Below are 16,205 nucleotides of genomic sequence, written 5' to 3'. Positions count from 1 at the left end.
TTTTCTCTTAATATTTTTTAAATTTTAAACATTTTTCTATGCCAGCAAGAAAAGCGTATCCTTTTGATGTTATTGAGCCAAAATGGCAACACTACTGGTTAGATAGGGAGCTTTTCCGATCTGCAGATCCTGGAGAAATGGGTTCAGAGAAGCCCAAGTTTTATGTCCTCGATATGTTTCCATATCCTTCTGGAAGCGGTCTTCATGTTGGCCATCTTGAAGGCTATACCGCCTCAGACATCGTTGCCCGTTATAAAAGAATGAAGGGGTTTAATGTGCTGCATCCAATAGGTTGGGACGCTTTTGGATTGCCAGCCGAACAGCATGCCATTTTAACGGGGACTCATCCAGCAGTAACAACCAAGCAAAATATTGATAATTTTCGTCGACAGATTCAGTCTATGGGTTTTTCATACGACTGGAAGAGGGAAATCAATACCACTGATCCCTCTTATTATAAATGGACGCAGTGGATTTTCAAAAGGCTTTTCGAAAAAGGCTTGGCTTACGTGGCTGAAGCTCCTGTGTGGTATTGTCCAAAGCTTAAAACAGTTCTTGCTAATGAGGAAATTGTTCATACTCCCGAAGGTCCACGGTCTGAAAGAGGGAATCATCCTGTTATTAAAAAACCTTTCAGACAATGGTTTTTAAAAATAACGGCCTATGCTGAAAAGCTGCTTGAAGGTTTGGAATTAGTAGAATGGCCGGAATCAATTAAAGAGATGCAACGCCATTGGATAGGCAAAAGTGAAGGGGCAGTGGTGAAATTTTCTGTTGAAGGAAAAGATATTGAAATTGAAGTCTTTACCACAAGACCGGATACCCTTTTTGGGGTGACCTTTTTGGTCTTGGCTCCAGAAAATCCATTGGTCACTAAGTTGACAGAGAGCGGGTTCAAAGAGTTGGTGGAACAATACTGTGCCTCTGCTTCTTTAAAGACTGATTTAGAAAGAACGGAGTTATCTAAAAACAAAACTGGAGTTTGGACTGGAAGCTATGCTATCCATCCGATTACAAAGGAAAAATTACCGATTTGGGTTTCTGACTATGTGCTGATGACGTACGGAACAGGCGCTATCATGGCTGTTCCTGCCCATGATCGGAGAGATTACGACTTTGCCAAAACTTTTTGTCTGCCAATAAAAAAAGTCGTTACAGCGGAAGGGATCGAGGAGGAAAATGACTGTTATACAGGAGAAGGTATAACGGTTCATTCTGGATTTATATCCGGGCTTGCAACAAAGGAGGCTAAGGAGAAAATCATTCAATGGCTGGAGGAGAAAAAACTTGGGAAAAGAACGGTGCAATACAAACTAAGAGATTGGCTTTTTTCCCGTCAGAGATATTGGGGAGAACCTTTCCCTATAATATGGAAAGAAAATACACCGATTCCAGTTCCGGATGAAGAGCTGCCGGTGTTGTTACCAGACCTTGAAGATTTCACCCCTACAGATGAAGGCATAGCACCTTTAGCTCGGAAAAAAGACTGGGTAGAATTGGGAAATGGTCTAAAGAGAGAGGTGAACACAATGCCCCAATGGGCAGGTTCTTGTTGGTATTATTTGAGGTATTGCGATCCATCCAACAAAGAAGCACCTTTTGCCGCTGAAAAGGAAAAATACTGGATGTCCCCTCACGGAGTTGATTTGTATATAGGTGGGGCTGAACATGCAGTTCTTCATCTGCTTTATGCCCGGTTCTGGCATAGGGTTCTCTATGATATCGGTCTTGTATCGACTCCAGAACCTTTTTATAAATTAGTGAACCAGGGAGTGATATTAGGAGAAGATAATCAAAAAATGTCAAAATCTAGAGGCAACATTGTTAATCCGGATGCTATTATTCAAGAATATGGAGCGGATACGTTGCGTCTTTTCGAAATGTTTCTTGGTCCTTTACAACAGAGCAAGCCTTGGTCTTCGAAGGGATTGGAGGGGCCCCATCGCTTTCTGGCTAGGGTATGGAGACTATTTATGGATGAAGATGGAGAAGGGTTGTGGGTTCTAAGAAAAGATATTCTTGAAGAAGAGGCTCCCTCTCACATTCAAAGATTACAACATCAGACAATTGCAGGAGTCACTGAAGACATTGAAAATTTTCAATTTCATACGGCTATTGCCAAGCTTATGACCTTTGTCAATGAGCTAACAAAAGAAAAAAAAAGATGGAAAAAAGTACTTGAAGCTCTTCTTTTGCTTCTAGCTCCTTTTGCTCCACATATTTGCGAAGAATTATGGCAAAAAATGGGACATAAGGATTCCTTGGCCTACGAGCCTTGGCCAAAATATGATCCAAAGTATTTAATCAATGAAGAGATGGAACTTATTGTGCAAATCGACGGAAAAGTGCGTGGTCGGATTATGGTCAAAAAAGGGGTGGAAAAGGAAGAAGCTATAAGAAAAGCAAAGGAGACCGAGGCAATTGGGAAATGGCTTGAAAAGGCTACTATTTCAAAAGTTATTTATGTGCCAGATAAGCTTCTTAATTTTGTCCTAGAAAAAAATTTAAATAGCCAATAGCCTCTTTTGAATAGCTTAGATGGCTTCGGATGTCGATGTAAAGTAAAAGTCTTTCACCAAAAGCGGAGGAATTAATGCTGGGAGATCGTCAATTTCAGATCCTATACAATTAACGGCTCTGCCGATCTGCTGAACGCTTTGAAGCATAGTCAAAGGACTTTGGTTAAATCTAAAATTATTAACCGCTTTAGAGATTTTTCCTTTTTCAATCAAAAATGTGCCATCTCGCGTAAGCCCTGTAAAGATAAGGGATTGAGGATCGACCTCTCTAATATACCACAGTCTGGTAACCAGAATGGCTTTGTCTATATCTTGGATCATTTTGTCAAGAGTGGTATCCGATCCTAACATCAAAATATTTGATGGTTCGGGGATAGGCTCTTTGTGATTTTTTTTTGCCCAATATCTAGAATAAATAAGGTTAGAAAGGATGCCATTTTGAATCCATGGGATCTTTCGACAAGGTAGTCCATCATTGGAAAAGACTTGTCCTGGAGCCTGCCTGTTAGAAGGGTCAGAGTAGATTGTTATATTGGATGGAAATAGAGGCTCTCCAATTCTATTCCCCCCACCTGGCTTTGAAAAAACGCTTCTTCCTTCATCAGCTGCCCGCCCATCCATAGAAAATAACATAAGACCAATAAGATCGACAGCAGCCGTAGGTTCAAGAAGAACTGGATAATGGCCAGGAGCCATAGAAAGCTTCTCTTTGCTTAAAATAGCCTTCTGAATAGCAGTTTCAATTAGTTTTTCTGGATCGATCTCCTCAATATTAAAAACAAAGGCTCCTGCCCACCCCGAACCAAGGCCATCATTTGTTCTTGCTGTCGCTGTCAATTGTATATTAGCAAATTTTTGATATCCAAAAAGCCCATTGCTATTTGCAATGCAGATGAAATATTTCTGGAATTTTATAAAACTACTAAGTTCAATATGCTGGCTTTGATTTTGTGTTAGTACATCCAGTATCCTCACAGCCATTTCAACAATGTTTTCTATTGAGAGGTTCCCCATGCTTTCAGAGTAGGAAAAACTGCTAGCATAGTGTTGTGGACCAAGAGGTGGTAAGAACTCAGGATCGGGAGGAGAAATCTGCGCCAGCTTTTCACAGCGTCTTAACCCGCGTTCAATGGCTGACATTTCAAGCTGATCGATGGTGTAACTAGCTGTTCTATTCGCAAAGGTAGAGTTTAAAGTAATTTTAAGAGAATTTTCAATACCATTAGTATTTAAAGCATTTCTTCCTAAGCGGATGTTTACAAATTGACCGCCTTTTATCTCCACGGATAAGCTGTTGGCTTTTGATAAAGAAAGGATAGATATTTGAAAATTTCTTGCTTCAGATTCGGAAAGTATCATGAATGTAAACGGCTGTTGAGTATAGTGATATTTCTAAATCTAGCAGGAACAGCTCCATGGGAAACTGGTGCAGTTTGAGAAGGCTCTCCTTTTCCACAAAAAAGAGTCCCGCAGAGTTTATATTCTTCTTTGCTACAAATCCCATCACAGGATTTCCAAAAAGACTGGGTGTTTCCTTGGTAGATAACATCCCGAAGCATTTGTCGGATTTTTCCATTTTTAATCTCATAAAAGAGTTGTCCACCAAATTGGAAATTATATCTTTGTTGATCGATGCTCCAGCTCCCATCCCCAATTATATATATGCCATCTTCCACTCCTGAAATGAGATCCTTAAGTTGCTCCTTTTTTTCACTTGGGACAAGGGAAATATTGGGCATCCGCTGGATGGGGAAAAAATTATAACTTTGAGCGTAACTGCAGCCGTTGGATTTTTCTTTGCCAATCCAATGTGCTTGCCCAATAGCCATCTGAAAGTTTTTAAGGATACCCTTTTCTATGATAAGAAAATCTGACCAACTAGAAGGAATCCCATCGTCATCATATCCAACGGAAGCCAGTCCACCTGGCTGATTGCGATCGGCTCTAATGGTAACAATGGGGTTGGCAAAATCAAAATTGCCCAATTGGTCAACTTTTAGAAAAGAAGTCCCAGCATAGTTGGATTCAAGTCCCATGACCCTATCTAATTCAGTAGAATGACCTATGGTTTCATGAATGGTTAACCACAGATTAGTTGGATGAAGTACAAGGTCTTTTATTCCAGGTACAACGGGTTTTGCCTGCAGTTTTTCTCTAGCCTGATGGGTCGCTTCAACTACTTCCATCTCAAAGGCTTTTTTCTCAATGATTTCTAGACCTCCAGATTTCGGAGGCTCGAAACTTGACCTGCTTTCAAATTTCCCTTCTTTTTTATCAACAACAGTAACGATAAATTTTGGATATGTTCTAAGGAATGTTTGTTCAATCCAGGATCCAATAGAGGAGGCATATATTCGAAGTTCTTTATGAAATAAGAAGAAGGATCGACAAAAATCAGCCCCAGCTTTGATTGCTTTGTCATTAAGGTCGAGTAAAAACGATGTTTTTTCTTCTAGAGGCACCCCAAAAGGATCAATTAAAACATCTTGATGCCATTGTCCTTGGATTTGTGGCAATTTTTCTAATTCAACAGGTCTTGGATTCAATTTGAGGCATTTTTTTGCTACTTCAACGGCTTCCTTTGTTTTTTCCGCAGCTTCGTTAGGATCTAACAAATTCGAAGAAGCAAAACCCCATGTTCCTTCAAAAAGGACTCTAATACCCATTCCAGATTCAAAACTACCTCCCAGTTCTTCGATTCTACTTTCTCTTGAAATAATTCTTTCTTTAAGGATCCAACAGATGCGTATATCAGAAAATTGACAACCATAGACTCTAGCTGTATGGAGGGCTGATTCAGCAACTACGGTAGCTATTCTCCGGCTCTGGTCGTAATTCCAAAAAGCATCTGGGAGAGGGCCAGAAAAAACAGTGGGCATTTTTAAGGAAAGCAAACTTCCTGCCAATCCTTTGATAAAGTTTCTTCTATCGCAATTCAATATAATTATATCTTATATAAGAATAATGGGTTTGCTCTTCAACTTAAAAAAGAAAATTAGGAAGGAGAAGAAGTTGCTTGACTGAGAGTTTTCTAAAAGAATAGGATAATACCTTTATGCATGATGCTTTGACCGAATGGATTTCCAACAATCGTGAAAAATTATTCCAATTTGTACAACACCTTATTCAAATCCCTACAATTAATCCACCTGGCAAGCAATATGCAGAAATGGTTGAGTACTTGGAGAGGAAACTTCAGCAAATTGGATTAGAAACAGAGATTGTAAGAGTGCCTGATGCAATGGTAGAAAAGCAATTGGGAGAAGCCTTTCTTTCCTTTCCACGCTATAATCTTATAGCCCGATGGAATGCTAAGGCTCCCAAGACGGTCCTTTTTAATTCCCATTACGATGTTGTACCTGTTTCGGGAAAATGGAAGCATGATCCCTTTCGGGGAGAAAAAGACGATAAGTGGATTTATGGAAGAGGTTCTGCAGATATGAAAGGATCTCTTGCCGCAAGCATTTTTGCTGTGGAGGCATTGAAAACCTTAAAAATTGATCCCCTATATAATGTTCAGTTTGCTCTTGTCGCTGATGAAGAAATTGGAGGAGAATTGGGATCTGGGTTTGTGGTGAAAAATAAATTGGTTGAACCAGATTTTGTGGTCGTTTGTGAAGGAGGATCCGCAAAGAAAATAGGGATAGGACATAATGGAATTCTTCAACTCAACATAAGGGTTATAGGGACTTCAACCCACACGGCTTATCAGCAAAAGGCAGTTAACTCGTTTTTAGAAACGGTCCATTTGGTTGAATTTTTGGAAAGATTTTTTAAGAAAATTTTGGCAGATGCAAAAAGGGTCTATGTGGCTCCTTCAAAAGAAAAACTAAAACCTATTGTCAATATAGGAGGTGTGGTGAGTTCTGGTCCTGGTTCAAAAGTTAATATCGTTTCCGCAGAGACTACTTTTACAATTGACCGTAGATTGACTCCATCAGAAAAGATGGATCGAGTCGAAAGTGAGATTAGGGAAGCTATAGAAAAATGGGCAAAGAAAAGAGGAACGAAGGTAAAAATCGAAATTATCCACAAAACTGAACCTTGCGCTCTTTGGTATAATTCATCCTTTACGAAATCATTTAAATCGGCTGTTGAAAAAATAAAAGGAGGCAAAGCAACTTTTACCATCAACAGGGGGGCAACGGATATGCATTTTTTTGTAAAGGCCAAGAATTGCGAAGCAATTGGATATGGAGTCGATGGTAAAGATATCCATGCGATGGATGAGAAAACTTCGCTTGAGGATCTTGTTGCAACGACACAAGTTTATGCGACCTTCCTTTCTTCTCCATTATCTTGAGCCAGTTTTTGGTTATTAAAGAAAAGCAGAGGTTTTTGGTTCTCTCTCTTATGGAGAGAATATAGAGCGTTATTGACTTAAATTTAAAGGTTATTGCACCCGTCGGGACTTGAACCCAAAGCCTTCGGCTCCGGAGGCCGACGCTCTATCCAGTTGAGCTACGGGTGCCGTTGATTTCTTGAGATGCGCAGCCGCTAGGGAAAATCTTCAAAGAAAAGAGCCTGGCTCAATTGTTGGGGTTTTCCATAGGAGAGTCAGCTTCAGAAATTTTCTCTCTTAATCGGTTTTTTCTTGCTAGATAATCTTCTACAAGCATGATTTGATCTTTTCCGGTTCTTCTAATCATTTTCAGCAGCTGATCCATAACCGTAACTTCTTCAAGTTGTTCTTTAACAAACCATTGAAGAAAATTATCTGATGTAAAGTCTTTTTCCTCTTTGGCTAATCGAACAAGATCATGAATTTCCTTCGTAACGGCTATTTCTCTCTCTAGGGATAAGCTGATAGCGGATTCTGGGTCTTTAAAAGAAGAATCTACTGCTCCTATTGCTGGAATGCTGACAGGAATATCATTATCAATTAAAAATTTTATAAATTTTAGAGCATGCTGACGTTCTTCATCGGCTTGTTTGAAAAAAAAAGCTGAGAGTTCTGGAAGAGCTTCTATTTCGAAATAAGAACCGATAGCAAGATAAAGAACGAAAGCCTGAAATTCACTACTAATTTGTTTATATAAAGAAGGAACTATCTTTTGGCTTATAAGCATATCTATCATCTAAATATAATTGAGAGAAAAGGAAAGAAAAAAACTTCTTTAAACTTTTAGCTATAGAATGGGATTATTTGATTTTTTTTAAAAATTCTTCTGTGAATTTCCTATAGCTCATGCAGCCTATGCTGTGAGGATCGTAAAGAGTGATGGGCTTTCCATAGCTTGGGGCTTCCGCTAGTCGGACTGTTCTTGGAATAATTGTATCAAATACAAGGTTGGGAATATGGTGGCGGACATCTTCAACGACTTGTTGACTTAAATTTGTTCTGCTATCATACATGGTCATCAGTATTCCTAAGATATTGGGGGCTGCTGAAACCAATTTTTTAAGGTTATCAAGCAGTTGAAACATTTTTGCTAATCCTTCTAAAGCGTAGTATTCGCATTGAATAGGAATGATTAGCCAATCAGCAGCTACCATCGAGTTGACCATGAGTAATCCTAAGGCTGGAGGACAATCAAGAATGACATACTGATAGGCTGTTCCAATAAGGGATTCTCTAAAGATTTTTCTAAAAAGGGAAAAAGATTCGATTGGATCATGCTGTTGATTTTCCCAGTTGGCTAATTCTAGATTGGCTGGGATAAGGTCCAAATTCATGTAGGGAGTAGAAATAATCTGGTCTTTTAAAAGTTCTTCACCAATTAAAACAGGGAATAAACTTTTTCCAGAATCAAGGGAAAACCCCACGCCACTGGTAGCATTGGATTGGGGGTCTACATCGACCAGCAGCGTCGAATATCCCTTTTCAGCTAAACAAGCTGAAAGGTTGATTGCGGTGGTAGTTTTCCCTACCCCTCCTTTTTGGTTTGCAATCGAAATAAATTTCATTGTCCAATTGTTCAATTATCATTAATAAAGAAAACTAAACTAACATTCTTGTTGAATTTGGCTAAAATAAAATTGAATTTTAACTAATTTTCTTTCTCTTTTCAGTATTTCAGTATCTGCTTTATGTAGGAAAATGGATTAACTTGACATTTTTTATAATGTTTTAATATTAAATTCTCTTTTTCATGATCAAGGTTGAGAATCTGGTAAAAACCTATTCGGGTTATACGGCACTGCAGGGAATTAGTTTTGAAGTAAAAAAAGGAGAAATCGTCGGTTTCCTTGGTCCTAATGGGGCAGGGAAAACGACGACCATGCGTATTTTGTCTTGTTACCTCCCTCCAACAAGTGGAAAAGTAGAAGTAGCCGGCTTTGATGTTCTTCAGAAACCTTTGGAGGTTAAGAAAAGAGTAGGATACATGCCAGAAAATGTTCCCCTATATATGGATTTAAGAGTAAATGAGTACCTAAGGTATAGAGCCAAACTCAAGGGGATTAGGGGCTCTATGCTCAATGAAAGGGTACAATCTGTTTTAAAACTTTGCCATATTGAAGATGTCGCTTCAAGCATGATTGGAAATTTATCCAAAGGGTATCGACAAAGGGTGGGCCTTGCAGATGCTTTGGTGCATGATCCGGAGTTGTTGATTTTAGATGAGCCAACTATTGGCTTGGATCCCAATCAGATTAGATCGGTCAGGGAATTAATTCGGAGTTTGGGCCAACACCATACCATCATCTTGTCCTCTCATATTTTGAGCGAAGTCGAGGCCGTATGTAGTAGGGTTTTAATTATAAATAAAGGTAAAATAGAAGCTGCGGATACTCCTGAAAATCTCTCAAAACTTGTAAGAGGTGGAAACATTGGAGCGATTCGACTTGAAATCCTTTGTAAGCCCTCTGTAGCGAAGGAAGCTTTCGAAGGGTTGGAAGAAGTTGAGGAAGCAGAAATTGTTGAAGAATATCCGGGAGGATGGGTGATTCTACAGGTATGGCCTAAACCTGGAAATGATATCAGGGATGCAGTTTATAATGTAATTCAGAAAAAGGGTTGGAAAATAAGAGAAATGTCAAGAATAAAAGCAACCTTGGAGGATATTTTTGTCGAATTAACACAAGATTAAAGCAGCTAACTTTCTATAGAAAAGGTTTTGGTAACAGGTGGTTGTTCTAAAAACGGTGAATAGAAAAAAACCTTTTTTTGAAAATATTTTTTTGGATGAGGATGCATTATGGCTCTTTTGACTTTATTTCAAAGAGAAATGAAAAGCTACTTTGTTTCTCCAGTAGCTTATATCCTTTTATTTTCTTGTTCTTTGATCAATGGAGCTAGTTTTGTTTTTTGGCTCAACTACCTTTCAATCAATAATATCAAAGAATTTACTCTTTTGCAGGCTTGCATGAATGCATTTTTTTTCTGGTTTTTGCTCCTTGTTCAAGTACCCGTTATAACGATGCGGTCTTTTGCTGAAGAATACAAATTGGGCACCATTGAAATGATTCTGACAGCTCCTGTGAGGGAATGGGAATTAGTGCTATCTAAGTTTTTAGGCTCTATTTGTTTCTTTTCTGTTCTTTGGATGCCAATGGCATTGTATTTAGCGGTGTTGCGGATAGTTTATGGACATTCCCTTGGGATGAGTGTAGGAATGGTTGTTCTCCCTTTTTTAATGCTCCTTCTTATTGGAATGTTCTTCATATCGATCGGCCTTTTTGTTTCGTCCCTTACGAAAAATCAGATTATTGCTGCCATTCTTTCTTTTGCTCTTATTTTCCTCATTTTCTCAGTAAGTTTTTTGATTTATTTGGGAATTGGGGGCCAGACACGGGAAATGATTTCTTATCTTTCATTTTTGGATCAAATGGATACTTTTTCACGGGGTATTTTCGATTCTAGACCCGTTGTTTTATTGGGTTCAGCCACTTTCTTTTTCCTCTTTCTTACAGAAAAAATTTTGGAATGGAGAAGGCTCAGAGAATGACAAGGAAAAAAATTGCAAAAAGAAGCTTGAGAAGGTAGCTATGAAAGGAGTCAGGGTGTCTCATCCTTTGAGATTTCAGCTTAGAATCAATAACATACTGACCATTTTATTGATGTTTGCCATAGTTTGGATAGTCAATTATTTTGGATATAAATATTATTATCGCAAGGATTTCTCCAAAGGGGGCATGTATACTCTTTCTTCCAAAACGATTAATGTTTTAAAGTCTTTACCGGAGCCAGTTAAAATTATCGTTTGTCTCACCAATTCAAAGCTTCAATCTGATATAGACAACCTCCTGAAGGAATATAAATATTATGGAGGTAACAAGATCATTATAGAACATATCGATCCTGCATTAAATCTTGAAAGAGCTGAAGCACTAGCTAAAAGACTTAAATTTGATTTACAAGAAAATGTTATTATTTTCGAATACAAAAATTTTCATAAGTTTGTAAATGATAATCAACTAGTTGAGTATGATAATTCAGTAGCAATGTTTGGCCAATCCCCTTCCATTAAGTCATTTAAAGGGGAACAACAATTTACAGCAGCTATTTTATCTGTGGTAGAAGGGAAGCCGTCCAAAGTGTACTTTTTGACGGGGCATGGGGAAAGAAATATAGATGATTACAATCAACCGGGAGGCTATGGGATTATTGCAACACAAATTCGTAAGGAAAATATGGAACCACTGAACCTGAATTTGTTGGAAAGTGGGGCTATTCCAGAAGATGCTGCAGTTGTGGTCGTTGCTGGCCCCAAAAATCCTTTCTCTTCTTCTGAAATTCAAACCATCACCCATTACTTGGATTCCAAAGGCAAATTAATAGTTCTTGAAGGCACAAACTCCAATTCAGGCTTAGAACCCTTGCTTTCAAAATACGGAATAATCTTTCAAAATGATAAAGTGGTTGCCATTGGAAGACTAGTTGGAGGTCTTGGAGGAGAGATGCTTATCGATAAAGCAGCAGGGACCCATTTTGCCGATCATCCTGCGGTAAAGCCAATGATTGGTTATACCCTTCAGCTGCCTGATTGCCGCTCTATAGCCTTGTCAACGGATTCTTCTAATCCTAATGTCAAGAAGGTCACAGCCTTAGTAAAAACTCCAGAGGGATTTTGGGGTGAGGTTAATTGGAAAGAAGAAGAAAGGCCTAAATATGATCCAGGAGTTGATATTCCCGGTCCTCTAATTTTAGCTGCTGTTTATGATGGTGGGGAAGTTCCTGGCAAGGAAGGGATTCATGTTTTCGGAACAAGGATTGCAGCCGTTGGATCTTCCTCCTTTCTTGCCAATCAGAATATAAAGCCTGATGGGGTTGATTTTTTCATTAACTTGTTAAATTGGATGCTTCAGAAAGAAATGGCCCTAGGGATTGCTCCAAAATCTGTTCAGGAATTTGGATTAAGCATTCCAGCTTCCCAAAGACAAACCGTTGCGATGATTTGCTTGATTACCATTCCTTTTGCGTTTTTGGTGCTTGGGGTAGGGATGTATTTTTCTAGAAGAAGATAACCAAAGACAACGAGAAAGAAGATGAAAAATTTTCGTTCAACCCTCATCCTCTCTATCATTGTTGCTTTGTTGACTGGATATATTTATTTTTTTGACAAGGGTAAGAAGTCTACAGAAGAAAGTCAACGGACGGAAAATGAACTTTTTCATATTGAAGCGGGTGAAATAAATTGGTTACAAATTAAATCACCTGGTGAATCCGTTACCTTGGAGAAAAAAGAAAATCAATGGAAGATAATCTCTCCAATTCATGCTGATGCTGATGAAAGGACAATCGATCGGTATCTGATTGATCTTCAATATTTGGAAGTGCGAAGAAAAATTCCCCAGAATGAGATTCCTAATGGGGATATATTAAAACAATGGGGATTTTCTAATCCATCTCTAGAAATCTATTTTAAAACTTCAAAAGAAACACACAGTTTGATTGTTGGTCGAAAAACAGCTGTAAGCGAGTTGGTTTATGCGAAAACCTCTACAGGTTCCAATGGCCCAATTTATTTAATTAGTTCGAGTATGGCGGAGTCTTTAAAGAAAGGTTTAGATGATTTGCGCAGTCGGGTTGTTTTTCATTTCAATCAGTTTTCGATTGACAAATGCGGGATTAGACAACTCAATGGCCCTTCCTTTTCTGATTATATAGTCTTAAAGAAAGCAAAGCAGTGGGAACTTCAAAAACCTGTTATGGCAAGGGCTGATGGGAACAAATTAGAGGATTGGTTTAATGAATTGCATTCGCTTCGTATTGACAAGTTTATTGCTGATGATGGGTCGAACCTTACTCAATACGGATTAGATAGTCCAAGATTTCAAATTTGGATCGATCAGTCAGATAAGAAGGCGGAAGAGAAGCTTTTGGTTGGTAATTTTTTGCCGTCTGATCCAAAGGAGCTATATGCGAAAATGGCTTCGAGTAATTCGGTCTTTACGATTCAAGCAGATGCAGTCAATAAGATCGTACAGAATTTTTCAGATATTCGGGACAAGCATGTGCTTCCTACTTTTTCAGAAGAGCAGGTTGAAAAGATATGGTTTCGGAACAAAGACCTCAAATTGGCTTATGTGAAAAAAGGCAGTGATTGGCAAAATGAAGAAACTGAGAAAGGACTTGCCAACAAAAGTAAGGTTAATGAGTTTATAGATGCATTACGTAATCTGGAAGCCAAAGACATTAAACAAGAACAGATGGAGGTAAAGGGTTATGGTTTGGAAAATCCTCAAGAGGATATAGAAATTGAATTTAATCCTGGACTAACCACCGACAAATCTCAGCGGATAGGGCTTTATTTAGGGAAAGAGGAAAATGGACTTATCTATGCCAAAAACTCTATTGAACCTTTTGTTTATGCTGTTAAAGATTCATTTATCAAAACACTCCCTAAAGATCCATGGGATTGGAAGGATCTATCGATTATCCAATTGGATCCCCAAGAGATATACCAATGGGATGTCAGCTCTGGGAATCAGTCTTTTACTGTACAGAGAAAAGAAGGGAAGTTTATAACCACAGGCATATCCGGACTGGATAAAGAGAAAGCCAATGATTGCCTTGAGTTGTTAGCGCATCTAAAAGCAGCGAGGTGGATTGGGCCTCCTTCTCAGGGAATGGAACTTTCCAAACCCCAAGCAAAAATTACAATCCATGCCAAAAAGAACTATGTTGTCCTTATTGGAGTTGCTTCGCCAACTGGTGGCAGGTATGCTCTTTTGGAAGGCAACCCGATCGCCTTCGAATTAGAGGATTTAGTTTATAAGAAGCTGGTAGAACCAACTAAAACTACTGTGCAGCAAGCTATGCCTCAAGCAGCAAAATAGGTTTTAGCTATGTTATTTATGACAAAACACATAAATCGAAGGCTCTGGGATACAAATGGTCGATTCTTAGGAAGGAGGCGTTGATTCTTCTTCAGCTTTTTGGATTTCTTGATATTTCTTTATGCTTTTAAAGACTAAAATATAGGAAATGGTTGCCAGAGGCAATCCTATGATCAAGGAGCCTATGAACATTGGCCATCCTAAATTATAAATCTCCTGCCAACTTATTAATTGTTTGAGCTCTAGATGTTGGAGTTTGGACAGTGTCATATTAAATTGAGGGCTATTTTGACCAAGCACAATCAACCCAATTTTATATTCAAGCCACATTAGTCCGGGAACGAAGGGCAAAGCAATATCATGGGCGGCAACACCAACAGCTGCTGCAACCTTACTAACACGAATAAGCCACGCTGATACAATAGCTAAAATCGTCTTGAATCCCCAAAAAGGAGTAAATCCATAAAAGACCCCAATAGCAAAACCAAGGGCTATGGAATGAGCGGATACAGGCAATTTTCGAAGGATGGTATGACTTTTTTTGAAATGATGAGAGACATAGGAAAGAAGATTCTTTTTTTTAGGTTGTGATTTGACCACTCCTTCAGACGATTTCCCCATGTATATAGCAATAAGCCTAGCTTAAAGAATAGCAAGATAGATCTTTGGAAGAAAAAAAACTTACATAAAACTTTTGCTATTCTTTTTTACAAGTGCCATCCAGGAAGATTTCAATAAAGTTATCGATAACTTCTGTTTCTGAAATCTGTGGAGTGTCTAGTTCAAAAAGAGTATTTGCCACTAGATAATGCGAGATAATACCAATAAAAGCGTTAGAGGCTAAATAAGGGTTTAATGCTTTGAAAATGTTTCTATCCATTAACATGGAAACATAATTTTCAAGTTTCTTCCGTAATTCCACTACGAAACATTCGCAAAACATTTTTGATAGCTCATGATGTTCAAGAGCACTGAAATAAAGAAGTCGGAGAAAATCGGGATCTTCTTTGACAGAGGTAAATAATTGGGTAGCTATTTGTTTTAAAAACCCAGGAACACCCTCTCGGTTTTGCTCAGGATTTTCTAATTTTTCCATAAGCACATTGAGCTGATCAATTTTCGATCGAATAATAGCTAGATACAGATCTTTTTTGGTTGGATAATATCTATAAATTAAGGCCTCGTTAACATTGGCATATTGAGCGATCTGTCGGGTGGTGGTGCCTGCAAACCCTTTTTGTGCGAACAGTTTTTTTGCTGCATTAAGAATTTTTTGTTTTCCAGAGGGGATTTCTCTAGCTTTCTCCATTGACAAGTCCATTTAGATAAGTAAGTAATCACATACTGATTTCAGTCAAACCTTTATTTATAATTTATCTAAAATTTCGCTTCGAAAAGAAAATTTATGGGCTTTAAACTCTTAAACCGCAAAGAAAGTCGAATTAAGCGGGAAACTTTTGGTCCCTTCTCTTCCAGCGAGCAAGAACCATCTTTGACTACAGTCTCGCAGGTTTCGAAGACAGAGGATCAAAAGGGTTTGCCTGCATTCCTTATAAAGTCAATCCTCTATGGAGTCATCTTTAGTCTGATTTTTTTTCTTGCCTATTTGCTTTTCGAATATTTCTCATCCTACGAAACCACCGATGATGCCTTTATCGCAGGACATATCATTCGCATCGCTCCCAAAGTCGCTGGCCATGTTGTGGGCTATTATATCGATGACAATATGGATGTTAAAAAAGGACAACTCTTAATCGAGATTGATCCCCGAGATTATCAATCAAGAGTAGCCATTGCTCAAGCCAATAAAGAATGGGCTGAAACGGAGTGGAAAAGAATGAAAGAAATCCTTAGGTCTTCTGCTGTTTCCCAACTTCAAGTTGACGCCGCATGGGCTGTCAAACTTTCCACCGAAGCCTTTTTAAAGCTCTACGAACTGCAACTTGGTTATACCAGAATTTATGCTCCGGAAGATGGTAGAATAACCATGCGATCGGTCGAAAAAGGACAATACGTCGAGGTAGGACAAATTCTTTTTGATATTGTTCCTCCTAATCTTTGGGTGGTCGCTAATTATAAAGAAACACAGATTACTTTTATGCGTCCTGGGCAAAGAGCTAAAATCCGAATCGATGCCTATCCTCACCATCGCTATAAAGGCCATGTAGATAGTATTCAAAGAGGCAGTGGCGCGCAGTTTAGCCTTCTGCCACCAGAAAATGCAACAGGGAATTATGTCAAAGTGGTCCAGAGAGTACCCGTTAAGATCCTCTTTGATGAACCCCTCGCTAGTGACGAGACGGTTGGCCCTGGTTTCTCTGTTGTCCCCACGGTAGAAGTTGGAAAATTTCATCTAAGCTTCTTTTGGTCTATTGTCCTAATTCTTACTGGCTTTGGAATTGGGGTAGTGCTAGCCTTTGTCCTTAAAAATACGAAGAAACAAAGATAGTTTTCTTCTCACTT

13 protein-coding genes and 1 tRNA gene are annotated in these 16,205 nt (G+C 38.7%); 7 read left to right on the top strand and 7 right to left on the bottom strand.

Going from position 1 to position 16,205, the window contains the following annotated elements:
• Positions 1-38 precede the first annotated feature (38 nt).
• Positions 39-2,519 (top strand): leucine--tRNA ligase, encoded by a 2,481-nt coding sequence (leuS, locus tag A7Q09_RS02365; RefSeq protein WP_134389711.1) that lies wholly within the window; start codon positions 39-41, stop codon positions 2,517-2,519.
• Positions 2,520-2,534: 15 nt separating this feature from the next.
• On the opposite strand, the gene A7Q09_RS02360 is transcribed toward leuS, so the two are convergent.
• Positions 2,535-3,878, bottom strand: a complete 1,344-nt coding sequence (locus A7Q09_RS02360) for a TldD/PmbA family protein (protein WP_134389710.1) — start codon at positions 3,876-3,878, stop codon at positions 2,535-2,537.
• Positions 3,875-5,413 carry a TldD/PmbA family protein gene (locus tag A7Q09_RS02355; protein ID WP_244228467.1) on the bottom strand — a complete coding sequence of 513 codons (1,539 nt, stop codon included), beginning with the start codon at positions 5,411-5,413 and terminating at the stop codon, positions 3,875-3,877. The genes A7Q09_RS02360 and A7Q09_RS02355 overlap by 4 nt, the downstream gene beginning before the upstream one ends.
• 161 nt (positions 5,414-5,574) lie before the next feature.
• Here A7Q09_RS02355 and A7Q09_RS02350 point away from each other — a divergent pair, with 161 nt between their 5' ends.
• Positions 5,575-6,822: a M20 family metallopeptidase gene (locus A7Q09_RS02350; protein ID WP_134389709.1), complete on the top strand. Its 1,248-nt coding sequence runs from the start codon at positions 5,575-5,577 to the stop codon at positions 6,820-6,822.
• Positions 6,823-6,916: 94 nt separating this feature from the next.
• Here the strand turns inward: A7Q09_RS02350 and A7Q09_RS02345 are convergent.
• The 3 genes from A7Q09_RS02345 to A7Q09_RS02335 form a co-directional block, all read right to left on the bottom strand.
• Positions 6,917-6,990: transfer RNA gene (locus A7Q09_RS02345), tRNA-Arg, on the bottom strand.
• A gap of 58 nt (positions 6,991-7,048) precedes the next feature.
• Positions 7,049-7,597 (bottom strand): ferritin, encoded by a 549-nt coding sequence (locus tag A7Q09_RS02340; protein WP_134389708.1) that lies wholly within the window; start codon positions 7,595-7,597, stop codon positions 7,049-7,051.
• A gap of 64 nt (positions 7,598-7,661) precedes the next feature.
• Positions 7,662-8,426 (bottom strand): ParA family protein, encoded by a 765-nt coding sequence (locus A7Q09_RS02335; protein WP_134389707.1) that lies wholly within the window; start codon positions 8,424-8,426, stop codon positions 7,662-7,664.
• A gap of 185 nt (positions 8,427-8,611) precedes the next feature.
• Here A7Q09_RS02335 and A7Q09_RS02330 point away from each other — a divergent pair, with 185 nt between their 5' ends.
• From A7Q09_RS02330 to A7Q09_RS02315, 4 genes are all read left to right on the top strand, one after another.
• Positions 8,612-9,550, top strand: coding sequence for an ABC transporter ATP-binding protein (locus tag A7Q09_RS02330; RefSeq protein WP_134389706.1), 939 nt, complete (start codon positions 8,612-8,614; stop codon positions 9,548-9,550).
• Positions 9,551-9,658: 108 nt separating this feature from the next.
• A complete protein-coding gene (locus A7Q09_RS02325) occupies positions 9,659-10,408 on the top strand; it encodes an ABC transporter permease subunit (RefSeq protein ID WP_134389705.1) in 750 nt (249 codons plus the stop codon).
• Positions 10,409-10,448: 40 nt separating this feature from the next.
• Positions 10,449-11,927 carry a GldG family protein gene (locus tag A7Q09_RS02320; RefSeq protein WP_134389704.1) on the top strand — a complete coding sequence of 493 codons (1,479 nt, stop codon included), beginning with the start codon at positions 10,449-10,451 and terminating at the stop codon, positions 11,925-11,927.
• A gap of 21 nt (positions 11,928-11,948) precedes the next feature.
• Positions 11,949-13,742 carry a DUF4340 domain-containing protein gene (locus A7Q09_RS02315; RefSeq protein ID WP_134389703.1) on the top strand — a complete coding sequence of 598 codons (1,794 nt, stop codon included), beginning with the start codon at positions 11,949-11,951 and terminating at the stop codon, positions 13,740-13,742.
• Between the two features lie 66 nt (positions 13,743-13,808).
• Here A7Q09_RS02315 and A7Q09_RS02310 read toward each other — a convergent pair whose 3' ends face one another.
• Entirely contained in the window at positions 13,809-14,363 is a 555-nt protein-coding gene (locus A7Q09_RS02310) for a DUF2062 domain-containing protein (protein WP_134389702.1), read from the bottom strand.
• A 76-nt stretch (positions 14,364-14,439) separates the two neighbouring features.
• The gene (locus A7Q09_RS02305; protein WP_134389701.1) at positions 14,440-15,051 is read right to left on the bottom strand and encodes a TetR/AcrR family transcriptional regulator; all 612 of its coding nucleotides are present in this window, start codon (positions 15,049-15,051) and stop codon (positions 14,440-14,442) included.
• 96 nt (positions 15,052-15,147) lie between these two features.
• On the opposite strand from A7Q09_RS02305, the gene A7Q09_RS02300 reads away from it, so the two are divergent.
• The gene (locus tag A7Q09_RS02300) at positions 15,148-16,191 is read left to right on the top strand and encodes an HlyD family secretion protein (protein ID WP_134389700.1); all 1,044 of its coding nucleotides are present in this window, start codon (positions 15,148-15,150) and stop codon (positions 16,189-16,191) included.
• Positions 16,192-16,205 lie beyond the last annotated feature (14 nt).

This window comes from Methylacidiphilum sp. Yel, assembly GCF_004421185.1.
In the GTDB taxonomy this organism is placed as follows: Bacteria; Verrucomicrobiota; Verrucomicrobiia; order Methylacidiphilales; family Methylacidiphilaceae; genus Methylacidiphilum.
The sequence above is the reverse complement of the archived record's forward strand: the minus strand, read 5'-3'. Positions and strand labels throughout refer to the sequence as shown.

Excerpts from the sequence above, each read along its gene's own strand:
- A7Q09_RS02340 (WP_134389708.1), bottom strand. The coding sequence starts at position 7,597 with ATGATAGATATGCTTATAAGCCAAAAGATAGTTCCTTCTTTATATAAA.
- A7Q09_RS02325 (WP_134389705.1), top strand. The coding sequence starts at position 9,659 with ATGGCTCTTTTGACTTTATTTCAAAGAGAAATGAAAAGCTACTTTGTT.
- A7Q09_RS02300 (WP_134389700.1), top strand. The coding sequence starts at position 15,148 with ATGGGCTTTAAACTCTTAAACCGCAAAGAAAGTCGAATTAAGCGGGAA.
- A7Q09_RS02320 (WP_134389704.1), top strand. The coding sequence starts at position 10,449 with ATGAAAGGAGTCAGGGTGTCTCATCCTTTGAGATTTCAGCTTAGAATC.
- leuS (WP_134389711.1), top strand. The coding sequence starts at position 39 with ATGCCAGCAAGAAAAGCGTATCCTTTTGATGTTATTGAGCCAAAATGG.
- A7Q09_RS02315 (WP_134389703.1), top strand. The coding sequence starts at position 11,949 with ATGAAAAATTTTCGTTCAACCCTCATCCTCTCTATCATTGTTGCTTTG.
- A7Q09_RS02335 (WP_134389707.1), bottom strand. The coding sequence starts at position 8,426 with ATGAAATTTATTTCGATTGCAAACCAAAAAGGAGGGGTAGGGAAAACT.
- A7Q09_RS02360 (WP_134389710.1), bottom strand. The coding sequence starts at position 3,878 with ATGATACTTTCCGAATCTGAAGCAAGAAATTTTCAAATATCTATCCTT.
- A7Q09_RS02330 (WP_134389706.1), top strand. The coding sequence starts at position 8,612 with ATGATCAAGGTTGAGAATCTGGTAAAAACCTATTCGGGTTATACGGCA.
- A7Q09_RS02350 (WP_134389709.1), top strand. The coding sequence starts at position 5,575 with ATGCATGATGCTTTGACCGAATGGATTTCCAACAATCGTGAAAAATTA.
- A7Q09_RS02305 (WP_134389701.1), bottom strand. The coding sequence starts at position 15,051 with ATGGAGAAAGCTAGAGAAATCCCCTCTGGAAAACAAAAAATTCTTAAT.
- A7Q09_RS02310 (WP_134389702.1), bottom strand. The coding sequence starts at position 14,363 with ATGGGGAAATCGTCTGAAGGAGTGGTCAAATCACAACCTAAAAAAAAG.